General features: G+C 43.7%; 22 protein-coding genes. 16 read left to right on the plus strand and 6 right to left on the minus strand.

Annotated elements, in window-relative coordinates; translation table 11 throughout:
• Positions 1-71 precede the first annotated feature (71 nt).
• From ABWW54_RS03485 to ABWW54_RS03535, 11 genes are all read left to right on the plus strand, one after another.
• Positions 72-662, plus strand: a complete 591-nt coding sequence (locus tag ABWW54_RS03485) for a hypothetical protein (RefSeq protein ID WP_353410151.1) — start codon at positions 72-74, stop codon at positions 660-662.
• 82 nt (positions 663-744) lie between these two features.
• Entirely contained in the window at positions 745-1,143 is a 399-nt protein-coding gene (locus tag ABWW54_RS03490; RefSeq protein ID WP_353410153.1) for a barstar family protein, read from the plus strand.
• 113 nt (positions 1,144-1,256) lie between these two features.
• On the plus strand, positions 1,257-1,667 hold the full coding sequence (locus tag ABWW54_RS03495; protein ID WP_353410155.1) for a hypothetical protein: 411 nt from the start codon (positions 1,257-1,259) through the stop codon (positions 1,665-1,667).
• 381 nt (positions 1,668-2,048) lie between these two features.
• Complete coding sequence (locus ABWW54_RS03500) at positions 2,049-2,474, plus strand: PQQ-binding-like beta-propeller repeat protein (RefSeq protein WP_353410157.1); 426 nt, start codon at positions 2,049-2,051, stop codon at positions 2,472-2,474.
• A 102-nt stretch (positions 2,475-2,576) separates the two neighbouring features.
• The gene (locus tag ABWW54_RS03505; protein WP_353410159.1) at positions 2,577-2,888 is read left to right on the plus strand and encodes a hypothetical protein; all 312 of its coding nucleotides are present in this window, start codon (positions 2,577-2,579) and stop codon (positions 2,886-2,888) included.
• 104 nt (positions 2,889-2,992) lie between these two features.
• Complete coding sequence (locus ABWW54_RS03510; RefSeq protein WP_353410161.1) at positions 2,993-3,406, plus strand: hypothetical protein; 414 nt, start codon at positions 2,993-2,995, stop codon at positions 3,404-3,406.
• Between the two features lie 87 nt (positions 3,407-3,493).
• On the plus strand, positions 3,494-3,853 hold the full coding sequence (locus ABWW54_RS03515) for a MerR family transcriptional regulator (RefSeq protein ID WP_353410163.1): 360 nt from the start codon (positions 3,494-3,496) through the stop codon (positions 3,851-3,853).
• A gap of 47 nt (positions 3,854-3,900) precedes the next feature.
• The gene (locus ABWW54_RS03520; protein WP_353410165.1) at positions 3,901-4,194 is read left to right on the plus strand and encodes a putative quinol monooxygenase; all 294 of its coding nucleotides are present in this window, start codon (positions 3,901-3,903) and stop codon (positions 4,192-4,194) included.
• Positions 4,195-4,352: 158 nt separating this feature from the next.
• A complete protein-coding gene (locus ABWW54_RS03525) occupies positions 4,353-4,649 on the plus strand; it encodes a hypothetical protein (RefSeq protein WP_353410167.1) in 297 nt (98 codons plus the stop codon).
• 82 nt (positions 4,650-4,731) lie between these two features.
• Entirely contained in the window at positions 4,732-5,313 is a 582-nt protein-coding gene (locus ABWW54_RS03530; RefSeq protein ID WP_353410169.1) for a tetratricopeptide repeat protein, read from the plus strand.
• A gap of 565 nt (positions 5,314-5,878) precedes the next feature.
• Positions 5,879-6,334: a hypothetical protein gene (locus tag ABWW54_RS03535; protein WP_353410171.1), complete on the plus strand. Its 456-nt coding sequence runs from the start codon at positions 5,879-5,881 to the stop codon at positions 6,332-6,334.
• 69 nt (positions 6,335-6,403) lie between these two features.
• Here the strand turns inward: ABWW54_RS03535 and ABWW54_RS03540 are convergent, their stop codons facing one another.
• Positions 6,404-7,060 carry a class I SAM-dependent methyltransferase gene (locus tag ABWW54_RS03540; protein WP_353410173.1) on the minus strand — a complete coding sequence of 219 codons (657 nt, stop codon included), beginning with the start codon at positions 7,058-7,060 and terminating at the stop codon, positions 6,404-6,406.
• Between the two features lie 170 nt (positions 7,061-7,230).
• Between ABWW54_RS03540 and ABWW54_RS03545 the strand changes: the two genes are divergently transcribed.
• Complete coding sequence (locus ABWW54_RS03545; RefSeq protein ID WP_353410175.1) at positions 7,231-7,596, plus strand: hypothetical protein; 366 nt, start codon at positions 7,231-7,233, stop codon at positions 7,594-7,596.
• Positions 7,597-8,119: 523 nt separating this feature from the next.
• Positions 8,120-8,446, plus strand: coding sequence for a hypothetical protein (locus ABWW54_RS03550; protein ID WP_353410177.1), 327 nt, complete (start codon positions 8,120-8,122; stop codon positions 8,444-8,446).
• A gap of 130 nt (positions 8,447-8,576) precedes the next feature.
• On the opposite strand, the gene ABWW54_RS03555 is transcribed toward ABWW54_RS03550, so the two are convergent.
• Positions 8,577-10,607: an extracellular catalytic domain type 1 short-chain-length polyhydroxyalkanoate depolymerase gene (locus tag ABWW54_RS03555; RefSeq protein WP_353410179.1), complete on the minus strand. Its 2,031-nt coding sequence runs from the start codon at positions 10,605-10,607 to the stop codon at positions 8,577-8,579.
• 307 nt (positions 10,608-10,914) lie between these two features.
• Here ABWW54_RS03555 and ABWW54_RS03560 point away from each other — a divergent pair, with 307 nt between their 5' ends.
• The gene (locus ABWW54_RS03560) at positions 10,915-11,610 is read left to right on the plus strand and encodes an alpha/beta fold hydrolase (protein ID WP_353410181.1); all 696 of its coding nucleotides are present in this window, start codon (positions 10,915-10,917) and stop codon (positions 11,608-11,610) included.
• A 19-nt stretch (positions 11,611-11,629) separates the two neighbouring features.
• On the opposite strand, the gene ABWW54_RS03565 is transcribed toward ABWW54_RS03560, so the two are convergent.
• Positions 11,630-13,000, minus strand: a complete 1,371-nt coding sequence (locus tag ABWW54_RS03565; RefSeq protein WP_353410183.1) for a hypothetical protein — start codon at positions 12,998-13,000, stop codon at positions 11,630-11,632.
• Positions 13,001-13,302: 302 nt separating this feature from the next.
• On the opposite strand from ABWW54_RS03565, the gene ABWW54_RS03570 reads away from it, so the two are divergent.
• Positions 13,303-15,015, plus strand: a complete 1,713-nt coding sequence (locus ABWW54_RS03570) for a hypothetical protein (RefSeq protein ID WP_353410185.1) — start codon at positions 13,303-13,305, stop codon at positions 15,013-15,015.
• A 176-nt stretch (positions 15,016-15,191) separates the two neighbouring features.
• On the plus strand, positions 15,192-16,340 hold the full coding sequence (locus ABWW54_RS03575) for a DUF2891 domain-containing protein (protein ID WP_353410187.1): 1,149 nt from the start codon (positions 15,192-15,194) through the stop codon (positions 16,338-16,340).
• 20 nt (positions 16,341-16,360) lie between these two features.
• Here ABWW54_RS03575 and ABWW54_RS03580 read toward each other — a convergent pair whose 3' ends face one another.
• The 3 genes from ABWW54_RS03580 to cysK all read right to left on the minus strand — a co-directional run bounded on the left by ABWW54_RS03580 (position 16,361) and on the right by cysK (position 19,249).
• Entirely contained in the window at positions 16,361-17,332 is a 972-nt protein-coding gene (locus ABWW54_RS03580) for an alpha/beta fold hydrolase (protein ID WP_353410189.1), read from the minus strand.
• 191 nt (positions 17,333-17,523) lie between these two features.
• Positions 17,524-18,177, minus strand: coding sequence for an START domain-containing protein (locus ABWW54_RS03585; protein ID WP_353410191.1), 654 nt, complete (start codon positions 18,175-18,177; stop codon positions 17,524-17,526).
• Positions 18,178-18,202: 25 nt separating this feature from the next.
• Positions 18,203-19,249 carry a cysteine synthase A gene (cysK, locus tag ABWW54_RS03590; protein WP_353410193.1) on the minus strand — a complete coding sequence of 349 codons (1,047 nt, stop codon included), beginning with the start codon at positions 19,247-19,249 and terminating at the stop codon, positions 18,203-18,205.
• Between the last annotated feature and the right edge of the window lie 167 nt (positions 19,250-19,416).

Genomic DNA, 19,416 nt, shown 5'->3' on the forward strand with positions numbered 1-19,416 from the left:
CTTTGCAAGCGCACGGACGCCGCATAAAACGCGGCGCCCGTTTGTAAGGCGTTAGGCAGATAAACGTACCGATGCGTATATTAATACTAGCCATTGTTTCAACAATTCTATTAATTCCTTTATCGATAACTCTTGATCGCTACATATCAAATCAAGTGCTATTGCTATTTTTAGTATTTAGTATTGGATATATAGTTACTCCTCTAGTTTTGGGAGCTGTTTTTGGTGCGATAACTGATTTTGTTCTCAGTCCGTTCCGGAAAGAGACTGAATTTATTGATATGCAAGAAGCACTATTTTTGGGTGATTTAGAGGTTTATGATTATCGAATAAGACGAATTGTTAAAGTCGAACAATACGACGTTGAGGGTAATTTATATTTATTGGAGATAAGTGAGGACAAAACTCTATGCATTATTGGACAGTATCTTTATCCGTTCGAGGAAAATTTGCTTTTTCCTTCGACTAAATTGCGTGTTTTCATGAACAAAAATACCGGAAACTGTTATGGGTTTCAGTGCTTGGGCGAAAAAGTAACAGATATAAACAACTTTGAATCTCACGACATTTTGAATTTTGAATTTTATGAATCACTTGATGGATATCAAATTATAGAAATGCCGATAAAAGAAGTTAAATCTAAATTACTCGGTAATGCCTAACAAGAAGCCAAAGTTCACTTCACCTTCAGCTCCGTGGGACGCGTTTGTCAACGCGCCCCTTGGCTAGACGTTATGAGTAAGCATGACCAATACTTATGTCTTGAACGCTAATGACTTTTCGAATCTGATTGAGTTTTATGACTTGATAGGGGAGTTATTGCTACCAGATGAATTTTGGGGGAAGAATCTGGATGCGTTAAATGACATTCTTTCAGGAGGCTTTAATATACCCGATTCTCCATTTGAGATAGTTTGGGAAAATATAGAGAAGTCCAAAAATGATCTTGGAGCAAGGGAAACGATTATTTGGTATGAAGCTAAACTATTTACCCAGGAAGACAATAGACAATATATAAGGAATCAAATTGCAGAGTTGAGGAGCCATAAAGGTGATACGCTATTTGATTTTATATACGATGTATTGTCCGAGAACAGCTCCGAGATATTGGTAGAACCAAATCGTGCCACATTTAAAATGTAAACTCATAACAAAGCGTTCAAACATCAGCACAGCGAGCTGCTTGGACGTTCGTTGCGGCGCTTCGCGCCTCCACTACGGCCGTTTAACGCGGCGTTAACTCTATGAATATCTCTATGAATCACTGCTTAGTAATTGTCGTTGCATTCATCTTATTATTTAGTTCCTCAGCACGGTCCAGTTGTGACTTTGAGTTCGTAATAGATCAATTTAAAGTAGAGAACGCCAAATCAGATGCGAAGAATAGCTTTAAGCCTAACGGTAAAAACAAAGCTTATGGTGTCGCAAATGGAATTGGCCCGGAAAGGCCTGGTATAGATAGTTTAGTAATAGATACAAATATGCTTATTTGCTACATGGACGCTTTTGAATGGGAACTTCTATGGGTTGGTGGTGATGTCTTGGGAACATGCAATGATCGTAAAAGCACTGAGTCGCATGCATTGGCTTACGCCAAAGCATACAATGAAGAACTTATTCGCCTATTAAAAGCTAATAACCAAGATGTTTGCGATAAAAAGAGTTAACAAGGCAATACACTGCCGCTACGCTCGGACGCGCTTTGCGCGCCCATGTTCGCGGTGTTAGGTCTATATGGAATCTGAAAATAATAAAACTTCCTGGTTTTTGTCAATTCTGGTATCGCTAGTGGTTTCACCTATTCTTAGTGGAATTCTTGGCTGGATAGCGTCATTGATTACTAGTAAAGCAGAAGGAGCAAGTGGGTTTGCCTTTATGTACGTTATGTTAATTTCAATGCCTATAATATTTGTAATTTTAATATTTATATTTAAATCAATACTTTTCAAACGTTAGAAAAAAGTCATTGAAAAATTATTTTATACGTATGATATCGAAAAAGATAAAAAGACCTAACAAGAACCAAAACTACCACTCACTACGTTCGTTTGGACGCGCAAAAAACGCGCGCCCGTTTGCTGGGCGTTAGAAGGATAAAAATGGGATACGCACTTCACATTGAGAGAGACGAGCCGATTTCTATTGAAGAATGGGAACTCGCCGTATTAAGCATCGAAGGTATAAAACTAGATAGTGAGCCTACACAAGCTATCAACCCTAGCACAGGCCAATGTATTTCAATTTCGGGCAATCCAGGCGATATTGCTGTGTTATTTGAAAGTGGCGGCTTTCTCGATTTTGGTAAAAATTCCTCTTGGGAAAAATGCATCTACTTTTCACAAGGAAAAGGTACTTTCAACGCAACAGAAGACATAGAAAATAGTAATAACCCAGTTCATCGAGCAGCAGCTTCATTAGCTAAAAAACTGTCAGCAAAAATTGTGGTTGATGAAGGTGAGATATACTCGTGGTAATTGCTTCTAACAAGTGCCTCTTATTAACCGCTTCGCGGTTGGGACAATTTTCAATTCGCTCAAATTGCCCCGAAGGCAGGCGTTATATAAACGGAGAATGAAATGGGAGTATCTGTAAGTTTTCTTACACCCTTAAGTGCTATAGTGCTTTTAATATGCTTGTTTATAGTAATTATTTGCATAGGCTTATTTATCTACGGTTCTATCCAAATAATTAAAAAACCCTATCAAGCTAAAGTAATTGGCAAAGGGGTTGGTCAAATAAGTGGTTTGGTAACTCTCATTATTGGTGCTTTTTTATTCATAATTTCAGATGGGGCAGCTGTAATTAGAGAAATTGGTTTTATCTTTTTTTATATTGGGCTTTGTGTTTTTTCATCTACTTACTTTTTATCTATAAAGAAGCTTAAATAAATACGAAGGGAATTAATTAACTAAGGAGATTTATAAATATAACAAGTTGCTGCATCGGAAAAACTACTCGCTCGCGCTCGCATTTTTCCGCTGAGTAAGGCGTTATGACTACGATGAATGATTGGGCTTCGAATGTGAGAAAGAAGGCTCAATGCTATTCCGGATCATTAATGAACAATACGAAGTGGCGTAAAGCTCTTGAGGTTTTGATTGAGCATAAAGCCGAGATAGAAGTTGCTTTCATTAAAGAAGAAAACTTTCACAGTTATAGTCTCCCAAAAGAAACTCAGATCAAATCAGACCATATTCAAGATCCAGGGTTTGGCGGGCCTTGCCTATATTCGCAGATATATTCCATCAGAACCCCGATTATAGAAAAACGGCGAAATACACGAACTGGAGCTACGATAGAATGCAAAGAGCGTTCTAAAAATATTGAAAGTAAACTTACAGAAATTGGTGAATTCCCAATATCAATATGTAAGAAATATCTAACATTAACCGCGTATGAGTCATAACAAGAACCAAAACTTACGCCTTCGGCTCGGACGCGTTTTCAACGCGCCCGTTTGAGAGGCGTTAGGCATAAAAACACAGAGGTATCATTGTTAATATCTGAGTTTGCAAAAAGATCTGGTGTTTCAATACATACAGTTCGTTATTATGAAAAAGAAGGACTGCTGAAAAGTATACGCCGGAATGATTCAGGCAGACGTCAGTATCAACAATCTGACTTGGAGTGGATGGTCTGGATTAAGCGTTTGAAGTCTACTGGAATGTCATTAGCAAATATCAAAAAATTTGCTGATTTACGTTTACAAGGTGACAATACTTTGCAAGAGCGAAAACAAATGCTTTCCCAACATGCGCTTTATTTAAAAAATGAAATTGGTAGATTGCATAGTGAGCTAGAAATCGTCGTATATAAAGTAGAAGCTTATACGGAAAAACTTGACCTAGAGTAAACTCTATCTCTTAGAATCCTAACTTTATCTAAGTTGGGAGTATAAAAATGTTTACGAAAGGTTGTTATGTCACCGCAGAACTGAAAGTTAAAGATACTTCAAGAATTAAAGAGGCTAAATTGGCATTAGTTAAGCTTTGCTCAGAAACATTAAAGGAGGAAGGTTGCTCGATTTTTGAACTTCATCAATTTGAAGATGATGAAACTAGGTTTTTACTTTGGGAACGATTTGAAGATGAAAAGGCTTTTAAATTACATTTTGAATTAAAACACACTAAAAACTATTTGGCTCAAGATTTTACAGATGTTGTTCAGTTTTTTAGGACAGACATTGTTGCCTAACAAAAAGCTTAAGCCGACGCGCAAAAGCGCGCTCGGCTTAGCCAGGCGTTAGGTGTACTTAGATGAAATCTTTCAATATTGAAGGTGAATCTTTAAAAGAAATCGTAGCGTAGCCCGAACATTACTTCGACGAACTAGTTCTTATCGAGGATTCCATAGTGCTAAATATTGGTTCCGCTGAATTTCTAGGTCAGTTTGCGGTAAAAGATGATGTTCTAGTTGTAGAGCTGGCGCAAATCGATGGTGGCGGTGAGGGTGTTCTCCCTGCGATATCTAGAATCGCTAAGAGAGTAGCTCAGATAAAATCAATCCAAACAATTGATTGCATTGTTCATGCAATTAATTGTGCAGAACCAAATTTAAAACTAAGATCTCACCTTGTGAAAACAGGCTTTGAAATAAAAGACGTTCCCGGAAAAGGCGATGCCTATTACAAGAAAATCAATGTCACCTAACAAGTTGCCCAACGTCACTCCGCGGGACGCGTTTGTCAACGCGTCTCTTGGCAAGGCGTTAGTAGCACCTAGATATTGAGCTATGGAAATAGAAAGCGAAATACGACAGGCAGAGGCCATTCTTGATGCACTTGGCTGGTGTTCTGATGAAGAACAGTACGACGTTTTACTTAGTATGGCTAAAGCGATTTTGAAGCCGTATTGGGTTAAATCACACCCGAGAGCGCTTTGGCTAAAATCTGGAATGCCGAACCTTGCTGAAGATTCACTGTCTCTTGAAGATCAAAAGGTAGATGAAATGTACGAAAATCTTCTACGTCAGGCTGCAGAAGGAGGCTGTCCGGAGGCGCAATACAGACATGGCTGTAATCTTTATGATTCTGGGAAAGTAAGAGAAGCTATAGAGTTCTATTTGAAAGCTGCTCAAGAAGATTATGCGCCAGCACAATGGTGTTACGGTTTAGATGTCTTGCGCGGCAATGGAATTGATAGAAATGAAAAAGTCGGCCTCAGTTATATTCGAATGGCCGCTGAACAACGTTATGAGTATGCAGTTGAATTCATGATTGATGCTTATAAGAATTGTAAATATGGTTTCAAACATAATGAATCGGAGCAACAAAAATGGCAGCGTATCTTGCCATTCTGCGAGTATCGCTACTAACAAGTCAAAGCACGCGGACTTGGAAAAGCTGTCACCTTTTTTGTTCCAAAAAAGCCGCCAACTTCACCAAGTCGGTGTTTGAGGCGTTGAAGGTGTAGAAAAAATCAAATGTCCACTATCTTTTTTAAAAATCTACGTTGTAGCTCAAATATGAGATGTATATGACACCTTTATCAAACAAATATTCACGAGAGAGACGTATTTTGTATGCCAACTTTTCTTTCGAAACTCTGGTTTTAGTTTTTCTACACCGTCGTTAGGTAAGCGAAATGACTAAGTGTCAAAAATGCGGTAAAAAATTTAAGGTGTCTGTGTCAAGTACGATAGGTAGCGTAATTGGTATGCAGTTTGGCTTTGAGATCACCATGATTTTGTTGGGTGGTTATGCAGCAGTATGCTTCTACTCATTTCAATCTATATTTACAATGATTCTTGCAATATTGATTGGCTGTATAGTTTTCTATGCGCTCTTACCAAAGAGTTCCAAATTATGCACGGACTGTAGTAGTGAAAGTGCTAGCACCTAACAAAGTGTTCCTGTTGAAATTTTTCCGTTGCTCCTATTGTGTTTAATAACACAAAAGCATCCATTCCAGAAATTCAAAAGAACACAGCGTTATGCATACTGATGACTAATCAGGTTCTCGAAATAGTTCGTTCTGGAAATACCCTCCGAGATCTACCAAGTATTGTGGAGAAGTTGAGTGTTTTCAATGAGTCCGAACTATTCGATACGCTGTTTCCCAATAGTATTAGGAGACAGAGCCCTGGCAAAGGTGTGGCATTTTCTGCGTACGCTTTGAATGAGCTAAATCCGAAAGCAACGATATCTCTAGAAGAGGCAATTGATTCACTTTTGCTTGAATGGGATATTAGCATCGAGGAGGTTGTCTTCTACCTATCGAAGCAGTTCGGAAAAGAAAATATAGAATTAAAGGCAAAAGAAATAAAAGGCTCACTTACCGGTGAAGAAATCGTTCGATTAGAAACAATAGAATATTGGTTGGGCATAAATACTTAATAAGAACCAAAACGCTGCCTACGGCAGTTCGGGCGCGTTTTCAGTGCCCCTTGGCAAGCCGTTAAATGCTTATTCGGCACGCACAAACTTTAAAATATAACCCTTAAAATCACTATCTAGATAATCTGTATTTTGAGGTTTTGAAAACGTAGATATATAGCCAATTTTTAGCAGTTTTTCCGAGAGTTTATTTTTCCTTCCTCGACCAGGATCGACAATGATCACTTCGCATTCTGGGTTTGAGTGCTCTCGAATGAAATTTGAAACTAATCCTATATGCTCGTCCTCGTACAATAGATCACTGCCAATTATTAGATCAAAGCGACCCAAATTATCATTGCCATCCCCCCAGCCTGTTCTCTCAAAGGGAATAAGCGCGTCCCCATTAAGCTCTGAGTTTCTGGTTAGAAAGGCCTCTACCTCTGGATGGTGATCAGTTGCCGTAATATCCACCTGCCGTTTATTCAGCAGTAAACTACTGAGGGCCGTACCACATCCAATCTCCAGAACACGTTTATAGCCGATGTCATAGTTAGAAATATGGTGCGCCAGTACCAAACTTGACGGCCACACAATTCCAAAAATAGGCCAAGCAGCTGAAGAAATTCCCAATTCTTCAGCAATGCCTTCAGGGTCGTGGAATTCTTGTTTATTCCGGAGTGTGCAAAGATGAATGTCTATGTTACCAAACTCAATGGTTTGGTAACATAATCGTAGGTTTGTCATTTGGTCGCCTCAATGATTGAGCGCTCAGCCAGCTATCAAGGATAAATGACAAAACGAAAGTCTACAGGTTATAGTGAATAGCTAAGAATGCAATGCATTTAACACGTCAAGCAAGCGGGGCGCCGTAAACGCCCCTTGCCACGGCGCATTTCAGGTCAGAGATCTAGAGCATGGAACTGAATAAAGTCGATTTCGAGCCAGCCTTAATCGGAGAAGTAGCTATGCAAGAAGGAAAAGCTGTAATCGACTTCCCCAGCCAATGCTATTACGGTCATGCCGAGTATGGTGATGTAATGTGTCATTGCCAAATACATATTGAAGATGGTCAATGGATTTCAAACGAGATTTCTTCGGCAACAAAGATTGATGAATTCGAAGTTAAGGCTAAGCTAGAATCGAGATACTGCTTTTTACCTGAAGGCTATTTTGTAGATGGCGCTGTAACATATACCGCTAAGTTTAAAGGATCTACGGTTCTTCAAATATGCGGAAGAAATTTAAAATTACACATACTAAATATAAACGAAAAAACATAACAATTTTCACTACTTGACGCCGTTATTATTCGAATTCTCTGGCTAGGAGTGTTGGCTTGATATGGTCTCGGTTTTCTGAGCTTGCTTGTGAGTATTGGCCTGTCAGACTGGCTCCGCTCATAACGTAATGACATTATTAATTCTACTGTCGCGTTAGCTGCAATGATTTTTTTTGTATTAGCAAGCCCCTTCGTAATATGGGTATTTGAGTCTAAGCCGATTTATGTTGCTAGACGCATATGCAAATACAAATGTGACGGCACTTAAAACCTGCTCTCTTTAGTGTGATGCTGGAGTTGTGTTTAATGGACGAGAAAAATCCTCATTATGAAAGCTATGATCGGAAACAGTTGATTGATGCGGTTGAATTCATGCTTCAAAGTTCCAGAAAGAACGGGTAATTCTGAGCTTTCGGTCAGGGCAAATTAGTAGTTGGCTTTTTTACCTACCTCGTTTATTTTAGCCAGCTGTTATTTGCCTCTAGCGAGGTGGTAGTCATTATTATTTTGATTAAGGAGCGTTGATGAAAAAGGTAATTTGGTTAATTCCATTATTTGTGAGTACATTTGCTTTTGCGGGAACCCAGGAAGGCAAGGTAACCCAGCTCGAAGTTCGAGCTACTGATGGGTTGCATTATTTTTATTTATCAGGAGCAGCTACCGGTCGTCCCTCATGCGCACAAAATCAATCGTATTGGATGATTGCCGACGAAAGTTCAGTGGCGGGACAGTCGCAATACGCACTATTACTCGCTGCCTATATGTCTGGCGAAACGGTAACTGTCTCAGGCACAAATGCGTGTAATAGATGGAACGATGGGGAAGACGTAAAAACCATTATCCTGAAGTAAACTAACAAAAAGTTGTGTGGAGTCGTGATCGCTAAGTTATTGTGCCGTTGATCAATTGAGAATAGAGCCACGTAGTTTTACCCGGACATGGCTCTATTAATCCCCTCCTAGGTATCTCAACCAACCGGTACTAGTCGCAGTTACCGGTTTCAAAGTAGCCCGCGCTGGTTTCTTTCAATGTGGTGAAAGTGAAAATGTTATAGAACCCCATGGGGTCGTTTGAACCCACTGCAAACGTACTAAAGCCGCTGACTACTGCGCGACCGGCGCTGACGTGTGCGTAATTACTGCTTCTGGTTTCTGTGCAGGTGGTTGTTGGACCGTTGGGCGTGCTGTCACACACGTTTCCTAGGCCATCGTTGTCATTATCCGCCTGATCTGAATTTGCGGTGTTTGGGCAGTTGTCTAGTGCGTCATCTACTCCGTCATTGTCTGAATCTAGAGTGCCGGAATTTGATTGGCAACTTTGTATCGGCCCGGCGCAGCTCGGGGCACCGTCGGCTACCCATTGGCATTGGTTTGCTGATGGGGTTTCCCTCATCGTGAAGTTCGATGTGCCAAATTCAAGGTAACAGGCTGAATAGCCAACCCCCCAGCTGATGTGGCCTTCATTAATATGCAAGTTGTAGTCCCCTGTAATACCCGCATCAATTACAAAGTTGATGGTTTGGCTGCTGTTTAAGCCAGCTGAATCGTTTGCTGTGATAATGGCGCTGTTGTTTCCACCAGCCAGATTGCACTGTTGAGCGGAAAACTCGTTTGCGCTCTGGGTTGCGGTCACAAGGGCATTATCAAACTGTACCGTGACTGAGGCTAGGTTCTGATCTAAGTCTACTGCGGAGCCAGTAATAGTGGCGCATTGCTCATTAATACTCGCATTTACGTTACTTATCATTGGCGCACTGTTTGGCGGGATTGGTCCAATACGAACTGTGGACGTTTGCGATTCACTTACCGCACCTTGGTTATCCGTAGCGTGGGTTTTAATCTCATACAAACCATCGACCAGCACCGCACTCTGATTTGAAAATACGCCACTGTTCGAATTTGCTTGCCCCACAATGGTTTCGATCAGCACTGGATTGCCGCTGGTCACAGAAACCACGTTCGAGGTCACAGAGTCAACAGTGCCATCGGGGTCAATGGCAATGCCTGAAATGCTCAATTGTGAATTGTTTTCCGTGACTTGGTAGTTTGAAATGATTGGCGCTTCGTTGCGATTAACTCTTAAGTTGTTTTGTGCAAAAAACTCACCCAGGTAGGTAGCAAAGTTAATGCTGTTACCCGCAACATAGCCGCCAGAAGCGCCAGCGCCACCAGACCAGGAATGATCTAAACCATCAAACCAGAGCATTGAAATGCGATTGTCGTCCCACAGTGTTTGTTGCGCAGTGTTGCTCGGGCCTTCGTTAATTGTAGTAGTGCCTGCAAGCTCTGACACACCGAAAAGGTTCGCGTAGCCATTGGCGTTTTGTTGGTTGTAGCAGGTGTTTACCGTTGTGTCGGCAGTTCCGTGGCCTATCACCGCTAATTGACTAGACAGGTATTGTTGGTAATTTGAGCCAGCGTAGGATTCACAACGAGATTTAAACGTCGATGGACTTACGGTTTCACAGGTAGAGATGGCGCCATTTGAACTGGTTCCCAATGTCGGGCCTGCACTGGAAGCCACGCCAACAAAAATGTCCGGTGCAACGCACGCGGCTTGGGATGCAAACGCCGCGCCAGAAGAAAGGCCTGATATATAAACTTGATCAGAGTCGATGTTTCGAGCTGAATCTCCAGTTAATCCATTCGCAAGATTGATCAGGTTTGCGTAGTCGCCCGAGCTTCGATTAATCGCGCCTTGCCAGTACGACCAGCAACTGAACCCCGCTTTGTTAGCGGCGTCAGGAACCGCAATCACCATGCCGTGTGCTTCGGCAGCGTCTTCAAGGTTGGCGGTGAGGTAGTTATTAATTGGTTGAACACAACCATGCAGCACCAGCAATAGTGCTTTGCCATTTCCAACCGGTGAATTGCTATCGGGGGTGTAGATATTCACGGAATTGAATCCGCCTATGGACACATTTTGCTGCCAACTGCCAGCAAGTGTTGTTAGCGGAAAAATACCGAAGCATAAGGCGAGGGTAACGAGTACTCGCGAAGAAAGGGTAATCATGAGTGTTGCTCCTTTGGTTTTGATGGTCACTAATTACGCGTGACGATGATTTGAATTCAGTGATCCAAATTTCTTGTTATTAATTTTGGTTGACCGCATGCGTGTCTCTTTGAACGACTGGAATCGACGCATTTGCAATTACTCAACAATTGTTGAATAATGAGAAAACCATACTCAACAATTGTTGAAGTGTCAAATTGTTAGTGGCTGTTCAGTAAAAAATAAGAAAGTTTCGATGCACCTATTAGTCGAGAAAGGCCGGTATTGGTGGACTTGAGATGTAAATTAACCAAATGAGAATAAGCTAATGAAGAATCTAATCCTAAGGAGTGCTGCCATTATAGGGCTGCTAATTACCGCGAATCCATCGATGGCGTGTAACGATAACGTGGTGTTGGTGCATGGAAACGCCGCTAGCCCGGCCAGCTGGGAGCCAACGTATAATGAGCTCATTGCAAGAGGCTACGCTGATAGCCAAATCTTCGTACCCAGTTGGGGAGTGTCTTCTAACCCCAGTCTAAACAATCACAGCGGTTCCGAGGAGTCCCCAGTTCGTGCCGCACTACAAGATGCGATTGAGGCGTCTTGCAGCGGAAAAATCGACGTTATCGGTCATTCGATGGGGGTTACCTTAGCCGCGCAACAAATTATCAAGTTAAGCGAACAAGAAAACGTGGACGCATTCGTGGGCATAGCCGGCGCTAATCGAGGGCTTTTGAGTTGTGGCGTTTATCCATTTAATGTCTGGACACCGACTTGCGGGGCGTATGGTTTATCGGTATCCAGTCCATTTTTGTCTTGGCTTGATGGTAAGCAAATTGCCGATAGAGTCTTTTCAATAAAAAGCTGGATTGACCAGGTCGTATGCGCGACGGGGACATGCTTGATCTACGGAATACATTCAAGCCGCATCGCCACTGAGGACCAAACATACACGCTTAACTACGGACATTTCGGGCTGCAAACATACACCTATGACTTGCAGGTTGATTTGATTCAATAGGCGAACTCGATTGTAGCAATTAGGGTTTTTTGGATTTTCTGTAACCACCGATATCAAAAAACCAACGGATAAATGTGTCACATCGTTCAACAATGTACCTAATGGCGTCGAATACCATTTTGAGTAATTTAAAGGCCGCCGCCCAAATGCCAATAATCGGAAGAACAACGCACAAAAAGATCAGAAAGCGAAGAGCGCCTACGATTGAGTGCCATGGCGTGGCGTCATCTGGGTGAAGTAATACCGGGTGTGGCCAAACTTTGTTCCACACCCATTTACATTCCTTCCATGCCCAGAAAGCAGGCATTAAAGATACGATAAAAAATCCCAGAGCCCAAGACGGAATACCGAAAGGTAATTGCTGGTCTAACTCCTTTTGTCGCTCTGAATTGGGGCGATAAATGGAAGCGCTTCTGATTACCGTTTGTATGGCAAGGTTTTGAAGAAGTGCTGACTCCTTGGATGATTGAGTTACCACGTTCGTGTGGCGCGGAAGCTGGCTAATGGCGACTTGTGTTCTTCCGGACTGTGATACTTGGTATTGTACCGTGTTCCCGGGAGGCTGCAGTTTACTCAGAAACTGACCGGTGGAAACATCACCATCAAATGCTCCAATGTCTCGCAAACGATTCGCCACGCGTTTGGGCGATACCGTTCTTGGTGTTTCAAGTACGACTAGGCTAATGTCGTGTTCGTCACTCATCGTTCGTAGTGAGTTTAGCGACAAATTTTGCCCGTCGACTTTGATCTTTCCGTCCTTGATTGGGCCAGCTAGTACGATGGTTTGCTCTTTTAATTGTGCTGGATTGGTGAGCAACCTTTGAGCATCAACGCCAGTGCGTAGGCTCAGTGAGTTTTTGGCTTGGTCTTTTAGGCCAAGCACTCTAATCGGGCCGCTTTTCCAAGGCCCTTTAAAGTGATTAATCGCGTTGCTTAATTGTTGGTGGCTTCTTATTGGTATTGAGGCTTGGCCTGCGTTAAGGCTTAGACTGGGCGAACGTCCTAGCTCAAAGATCGTTTCTCCATCGCGAACCAGTAAGCGATTATTTTTGGGGATTGAGCCCAATTTGGAAAGGTCTCTTGGTACCTGTGCCCTCTCTATGAACAACACGGCATTTTTCATTGCATCACTCTTTACGATGGGGGTACCGTCAGGGTTAAAAAACTGCCATTCCTTATTGGCATTTAACGTTACTTTAACTAGTTTGGTGCTTTCCCCGTCCGGCAGATCAAGATGCTTGAGGTCGATATCACCTGCCTTCCAGGTGGTGTTTGTTGGCGCCTCGGCTTTTTTCCCCAATTTGGCTATGGAAGAAAAGATGCCTGCTTCAAGCTGCGGTGAAAATGAGCCTAGTATCAGTGCGAAAACAATTAAAAATCGAAGTGTCATTTTTACCCTCAGTCCTTTGTAACATCCTAACCATATCACGCTGAGTCGTCGTATTCGACGCTTGAAACAGCGATCTATGAATACCCATGATCAACGGTTTGTGCCGATGTTGATCAAATCAAGAAGCAGTCTACGCTAGATAGAAAAATAGATTTGGAGAGTCGTGTCGTATTAATTGATATTGAGTCGTCTCTATCTAAAAGGGCAATGGAAAATTGAGAATTTTGCCATGGGTGGATAGTTAACGACGGCATCGAGTGTGTCGTAGTAACTCAACTTACAAGGAAACTAAGGAGTGTTCAATGTACTTTAAAAAATGTGCGGCCCTCGTGGGTCTGCTGCTTATGTCTTTTACATCAATAGCTAAAGAGGAGCGAGCTCAATTGCATTTAGGCGCAAAGGTCAGCGGTAAAATCGTGGCTGACTTAATACTGCCTGAAAATGATAGGTCACAAACAATGGGGCTGCATGATCTAGAAGTACTCCTATTCGATCTGAAGAGTGGCGAAAAGGCGAGGCAAAGCTTGACATCAATTGATGGTGGTTTTGAGTTCAATGCTCTTAATCCAGGCGTGTACCAGCTGTGTTGGCAAAACAAATACTTAGGCGAAGAGTGTCATCAAGAGTTTGAGGTTAAGAACGAAAACGTTGATTACAAAAACCTATTAATCAGTAAAGAACCGTTGGTGGCGGAGAAGATATTCGATCGAGAGTATTTGCTGGAGTTGATCGCTAGGTTCCGGTTGGCAACTCCCAGCTATGAGTGTAAAGACAACCTAGGAGTGGTTAACTCAACTCGATACCTAAGTCGAAAGCAGAACAGTTTTGACGTCCAAAGGCAACAAGCTGTAGGAGAGGCTTACTACAATAAAATCGATCCAAATCGTAAACGAACCACCCTAGGCGATTGGTGGCAAACTAATGGGTTTGATCCGCTGACTGGGCGTGCTCCGGCTGAAAACAACGGTTATAAGGCGGCCGCTGTGGCCTACTTGAATCACAACGACTTAGGGTTTGGGCGTAACATGCATTGCCTGAGAAAAAACGCCAACGCGATTGCTTGCTGGGTGGCTAACCATGGTCAAGGTGATCAAAAATTGAGTAATGCGGACGCAGCTGCGGCGTATGACGCGCCCGGACCTACGGTGACTATGGAGTTTTCAGCCATCGATACGTTTACGCGTGTGGTCTTTCCCGATTGGTATTTGCCTTCAAATCTAGAAGAGTTGAAGTTAGAGGGCGAGGAACTTCAGCAGGCAAAAATTGAATTGGAAAAGGTGGCGTATCTTAATCCGAGACACACCATACCCGAGGTCATCTATGACTTTTTCCTGAAGCCGACCGTCAAGTTCTATGTATACGCACCATCAAATTCAACCCAAGAGCACGCGGACTTTCCGCGTACTACGGTGGCTGACCTTGATGGTTGTGGTGACAAGCATCAGCCAGGCTTGTGCTTAAATTGCCATGGCGGCGATGTCCCTTCTGACATTATGAGTGGTGCTCGCACGGTGTGGACGAATCAAGACGTTAGACTGGTTGGCAAAGCGAGTTTCCGTGAGTTTGATACGGCGAGTTTCAAGTATCCTGGTGGCCGAGATCAACCCAACCGAGTTGAACATGCTATGTTCCACCGTTTGAACAAGTTGGTACTCGATACCGACCCCTCGGACGGTATTGAGGGCTTGATTAATGGTTGGTACGCGAATCCACCAGCCAATTCAGATATTAATGCGATTGACGAAAACTACGTTCCGCAGTCATGGAGTGCCGAGCCACAAGCGTACAAGGATGGTATAGCAAAAGCATGTCGTACGTGTCACATAGCCTTGGACCCTGAATATGATTGGGATAACAAAGCGAATTTTGATAATGAATTCTCAAACTCTCAGGACTTGCAGAACCTAATTTGTAATGCAAATAACAGCATGCCGCACGCGAAAATCACCAACAAGAATTTCACGTTGGTGGAGAAGAATGCAATCCTGAGTGCCGTAGGATTGAGTTGTCCCTAGACACCGACACCCTGAGTGAGCTCTGAACGTGATCAGCCCGATTATCGACGTAGGGCTGATTGCGTAAAGATTGTATATTCACAGATGGCGATTATGAAACCTGGGCAGGCGAACTCGAGCAATGCACATTTGCTAATAAGGAGGGGAAGTGACAACATTGGCGTAAATTGAATTTTATGAAAGTATTTAAAATGCAAACATTCAAATTATTTCTATTGTCAGCGTTGGTCATTGTGGTTCTTACTTCAGTAGAGGCAGTTGCGTATCAACAAGACAAGCAAAGTCGTTATCCTCAGAGCATTGAGCCGGAACTGGCGGATCGTTTTTCGGCATTAGCGTTGGCGTGTGTTCAGCAAGAATTCCCAAATAAGATTTCCAGAACCACCGACACCGCGGAAGCAATTGGACGACCCAAAGTGATCTTTCCAACCTTTTACGGTTGCTTTGATTGGCACAGTTCGGTTCACGGGCATTGGCTTCTAGTGCGACTTCTGAGAGTCGGTCCTCAGGATGCTCAATGGAGAGATGAAGCCTTTAATAAATTGAACGAGAACTTTACACGAGAAAAACTCGAGGGTGAGGTGGCTAACTTTTCTCGCCCCGCTCGTGGGTCGTGGGAGAGGCCGTATGGCTTGGCATGGTATTTGCAGTTAACCACGGAGTTAAGGCAATGGAATACTCCGCAAGCGAAAGAGTGGTTGTCGATCTTGGAGCCATTGGAGCGAGATATTGCTCAGAGTTTGAAAGACTGGCTACCCAAGCTAGCGTACCCAATTCGATTAGGCACCCATAATCAGAGTGCATTTGCTTTTGGTTTGATGCTTGATTGGGCTCGCGAGATTAAAGATAAAGAGATGGAAGACCTGATCGTTTCGCGGTCAATGGCGTTTCACCTAAAAGACGTTAATTGCCCGTTAGCTTACGAACCCAGTGGTGAAGACTTTTTGTCACCGTGTTTAATGGAAGCGGACTTGATGCGTCGCATACTACCAAGCGATGAGTTTTCAAAATGGTTAACCGACTTTCTTCCATCCATACCCAATGATGGTTCACACGAATGGCTGAAGCCCGGCATTGTGAAAGACGCTTCAGATGGAAAACTGGTTCATCTTGATGGTGTCAATTCCTCTCGCGCTTGGAACTTATTCAATGTCGCACGCGCCTTACCCAAAGGCGATTTGCGCGTAAATAGCTTGGTTTCAGCCGCGCAGGTACACGCCAAAACAGGCGTTGCCGCGGTCTCAGATGAGCATTACTCTGGATCACATTGGCTGGCGAGTTTTGCGACTTATTTAATGACGGACCGAGGGTGGTTGTCGGACTAGGTGGTGGCGCGAATAGTCGCTTACGTCCACGTTGCTAAGATTGACCTCAGAGCCGTTAGAAACGCCATCGGTTGATCTAGCATTAAGTGATGGCGAGCATTGGGTATGCCGATGATCGGAAATTGAGGGCTCTCCAATTCAAGGATGAGCTCTTCGACGTAACTGACCGAATCAGCATTAAATAGATAACTTTGTTCACCGTAAACGATGGCCTTTCTGCCTGGTGCCGACACGAGATTTTGTCCAACGCGTCCCCACGACGGTTCCTTTTCTTGCGTGCTGATGAATAGCTTTGGGTCGAATTTCCATTGCCACCCTCCGTCTACGGGTTTGAGCGAGTGGTAAGCCATAAAGTCTTTCAAGTATGGCAGTTCGACGGATTGCGGCGGAGCCAGAACGAATCGCTCTTTTGCTGTGTCGTAATCTGGGTATACGCGATTCGGTTTATTGGGATCTCTACCACCACCAGGAGGGCGAAATTTTTCGATATTGGCTTTCAGAACATCGGGGCGAATGATCATTAAGTCGCAGATGATCAAACCAGAAAAACTGTCTGGATGAGCGGTGACGGCCGCTGTTCCTATACGGCCCCCGTAGGAATGAGAAATGATGATCGGAGATTGGGCATGGCTAAATAATTGTTTCTGGTCGCATACGCCCATGAGTTCTTTAACACGAATGTTCTCTGAATACTGCTCGCGCCAGCCAGAGTCACCCATGCCTGAATGGTCGAACGCCACAACATGATATTGGGTTGCTAGATAGGGAGCGATGAATGCAAAACAATGAGAGTGCGCCAAGAATCCGTGCATTAGAACCAGAGGGGGGTTGCTTGAATCACCCCATTCGTAGACCTTAATGTTGCAGCCTTCTACTTGAATATGGTGCTCGGTTCTGGGTTCAGAAAGCGCCGAAACCAACCACTGTGGGGGCGCAATCACGGCCTTTTTTAGGTCAGTAATGGCTAAAGTGTGAGAGCTGTCTTTAATCATAGTTAAGTCTAAATTTATGTATGACGAACCGCTCTATTAGACAAGAAAACGCCCTAGGATAAAATGATATTTGTTGTTGGACGTGGGTACTAGCTGAAGGTTTAGGCTTATAAGTTTTGTCGTCTCTGGAGGAAAGTCATCGCGAACATTCTTTTGGTGTGGTTAAGGCTCTATCCATTGGAGTTCCAAGGTCAAAAAGGTAGTACGGCATTCTCATATTTTCCGGCTTCGACCAGTTTGCGCATTTTACTCATCGATTTATAGGGTGAATCAACGAGTAGCATGTTGGTAATCCAAGCCGGCGTCGGCCCATTCGGGTCTATGTGAGCGAAGTTTTCAACTTTGGTGGTTCCATCCTCGTTTGGTGTGAAGTGCCATTGTGAGATCGCGTTCTGGATGCGCACGGCTTTTTTGTGTTTTGGTGGGCCTCCTTCGGAAGCCACGCTGGTCATGGTGACTCGTTGATTGATTTTGCTCCAGACTACGTGAATGTAAACGTCTCTGTCGCTGACTGGAAAGGGCACGTCATTGTATATATAGGCATAGCTCTCGGTAGGCGAGACCCGTTTTTCTAGACGGGCCTCCTTACAAAGGTCCGCCCAGTCTGGGCAGGCGGCAAGATCATCTACAAGGCCATACAAGCTTTCGACGCTTGCGTTTACCGTCATTTCACCGCGTACGGCCTTAAATGATGATCCGGCAACGTCGCTGGTTTGAATCACAATACCCTTTTTGTTCCGTTTTTCCTTCCATGAATATTCTACACCCTCTACTTGGCCCCAGCTCGAGTAACAAAACAATAGCGCGAAAGACAAAGCCAGTGTACTGGGAATAGAAGTTTTCATGTTGATAGGTCCAAAAAGTAATGATCTAACTCAGCTGAGCAGTCGGTGTTGATAGTGATACCGCAATTTCATCGGCGTTCATATTCTCTTCAATATCACCGAAAAGAGGGGTGCTAAGGTATCGTTCTCCCGTGTCGGGCAGCATGCACAGGATGTTTGCGCCTTCGGGTGCTGACTGGCAGACTTCCAATGCCGTTGCGAAGGTAGCGCCAGCGCTGATACCAACAAAAATTCCCTCTTGTTGCGCCAACTGTTTTGAACACTTTATGGCGGTTGCTCCGTCTATGGTTTTAACTTCATCGATAAAGTTGCTATCTATCGCTTCAGCGGTCAGTTTGGGTATAAAGTCGGGAGTCCAACCTTGAATTGGGTGCGGTTCCCAGTTGGGGTGTGTTTCGGCTGGTGATCCGTCTTCATGGTTTTGTTGTCTGTTGCCCGATGAAATTAAACTGGCGACATCAGGTTCAGAAACGACGATTTTGGTATTGGAGTTCTGCTCTCTCAATACGCGAGCCACTCCTTTTAAGGTTCCGCCGGTGCCATACCCGGTTACCCAAAAGTTTAGAGGCTTATCTGCGAATGCGCTAAGAATTTCTGGAGCTGTGGTTTTCGAATGCATATCGGCATTAGCTTGGTTTTCGAACTGGCGGGTCATAAACCAACCGTGTTTTTCTGAAAGCTCTTTCGCTTTGGCTACCATGCCATTCCCTCTGAGAGCCGCGGGTGTAAGCACGACTTTGGCGCCCAAAAATCTCATGAGTCGTCGTCTTTCTACGCTGAACGACTCAGCCATGGTAATAACCAATGGGTAGCCTTTTTGAGCGCAGACCATGGCAAGACCAATTCCCGTGTTTCCGCTGGTCGCTTCAACGATGGTTTGTCCTGGCTTTAGCTCTCCTGATTTCTCAGCCTCTTCGATGGCGTTTAAGGCTAAGCGGTCCTTAACTGACCCCATTGGGTTGAAGGCCTCAATTTTTACGTAAAGGTTAACGTGCTCAGGAGCCAGTTTGTTGATCCTCACGATGGGCGTATTGCCAATCGTTTCTAAGATATTGTTGTGGAGTTTATTCATGAGAGTTGTGGCGAAGGATTATATTGTTATGGAAAGAATAGCAAGAAACTGGGAATGGCGTCGAACCGGTTATCCAGTGGTACGAAGTTAAGGGGGTAATCACAGGCTTTTTAGGCGTTAATGGGGTAGCTTTAATTGGTCTGACCAAATTTCACCCGTACGGGTGA

Source organism: Arenicella sp. 4NH20-0111 (assembly GCF_040366405.1).
In the GTDB taxonomy this organism is placed as follows: domain Bacteria; phylum Pseudomonadota; class Gammaproteobacteria; order Arenicellales; family Arenicellaceae; genus Arenicella.

Coding starts and splice junctions, on each gene's coding strand:
- ABWW54_RS03510 (WP_353410161.1), top strand. CDS start 2,993: ATGACTACGATGAATGATTGGGCTTCGAATGTGAGAAAGAAGGCTCAA.
- ABWW54_RS03495 (WP_353410155.1), top strand. CDS start 1,257: ATGAATCACTGCTTAGTAATTGTCGTTGCATTCATCTTATTATTTAGT.
- ABWW54_RS03540 (WP_353410173.1), bottom strand. CDS start 7,060: ATGACAAACCTACGATTATGTTACCAAACCATTGAGTTTGGTAACATA.
- ABWW54_RS03555 (WP_353410179.1), bottom strand. CDS start 10,607: ATGATTACCCTTTCTTCGCGAGTACTCGTTACCCTCGCCTTATGCTTC.
- ABWW54_RS03530 (WP_353410169.1), top strand. CDS start 4,732: ATGGAAATAGAAAGCGAAATACGACAGGCAGAGGCCATTCTTGATGCA.
- ABWW54_RS03580 (WP_353410189.1), bottom strand. CDS start 17,332: ATGATTAAAGACAGCTCTCACACTTTAGCCATTACTGACCTAAAAAAG.
- ABWW54_RS03505 (WP_353410159.1), top strand. CDS start 2,577: ATGGGAGTATCTGTAAGTTTTCTTACACCCTTAAGTGCTATAGTGCTT.
- ABWW54_RS03520 (WP_353410165.1), top strand. CDS start 3,901: ATGTTTACGAAAGGTTGTTATGTCACCGCAGAACTGAAAGTTAAAGAT.
- ABWW54_RS03490 (WP_353410153.1), top strand. CDS start 745: ATGACCAATACTTATGTCTTGAACGCTAATGACTTTTCGAATCTGATT.
- ABWW54_RS03570 (WP_353410185.1), top strand. CDS start 13,303: ATGTACTTTAAAAAATGTGCGGCCCTCGTGGGTCTGCTGCTTATGTCT.
- ABWW54_RS03585 (WP_353410191.1), bottom strand. CDS start 18,177: ATGAAAACTTCTATTCCCAGTACACTGGCTTTGTCTTTCGCGCTATTG.
- ABWW54_RS03560 (WP_353410181.1), top strand. CDS start 10,915: ATGAAGAATCTAATCCTAAGGAGTGCTGCCATTATAGGGCTGCTAATT.
- ABWW54_RS03550 (WP_353410177.1), top strand. CDS start 8,120: ATGAAAAAGGTAATTTGGTTAATTCCATTATTTGTGAGTACATTTGCT.
- cysK (WP_353410193.1), bottom strand. CDS start 19,249: ATGAATAAACTCCACAACAATATCTTAGAAACGATTGGCAATACGCCC.
- ABWW54_RS03485 (WP_353410151.1), top strand. CDS start 72: ATGCGTATATTAATACTAGCCATTGTTTCAACAATTCTATTAATTCCT.
- ABWW54_RS03575 (WP_353410187.1), top strand. CDS start 15,192: ATGAAAGTATTTAAAATGCAAACATTCAAATTATTTCTATTGTCAGCG.
- ABWW54_RS03545 (WP_353410175.1), top strand. CDS start 7,231: ATGGAACTGAATAAAGTCGATTTCGAGCCAGCCTTAATCGGAGAAGTA.
- ABWW54_RS03565 (WP_353410183.1), bottom strand. CDS start 13,000: ATGACACTTCGATTTTTAATTGTTTTCGCACTGATACTAGGCTCATTT.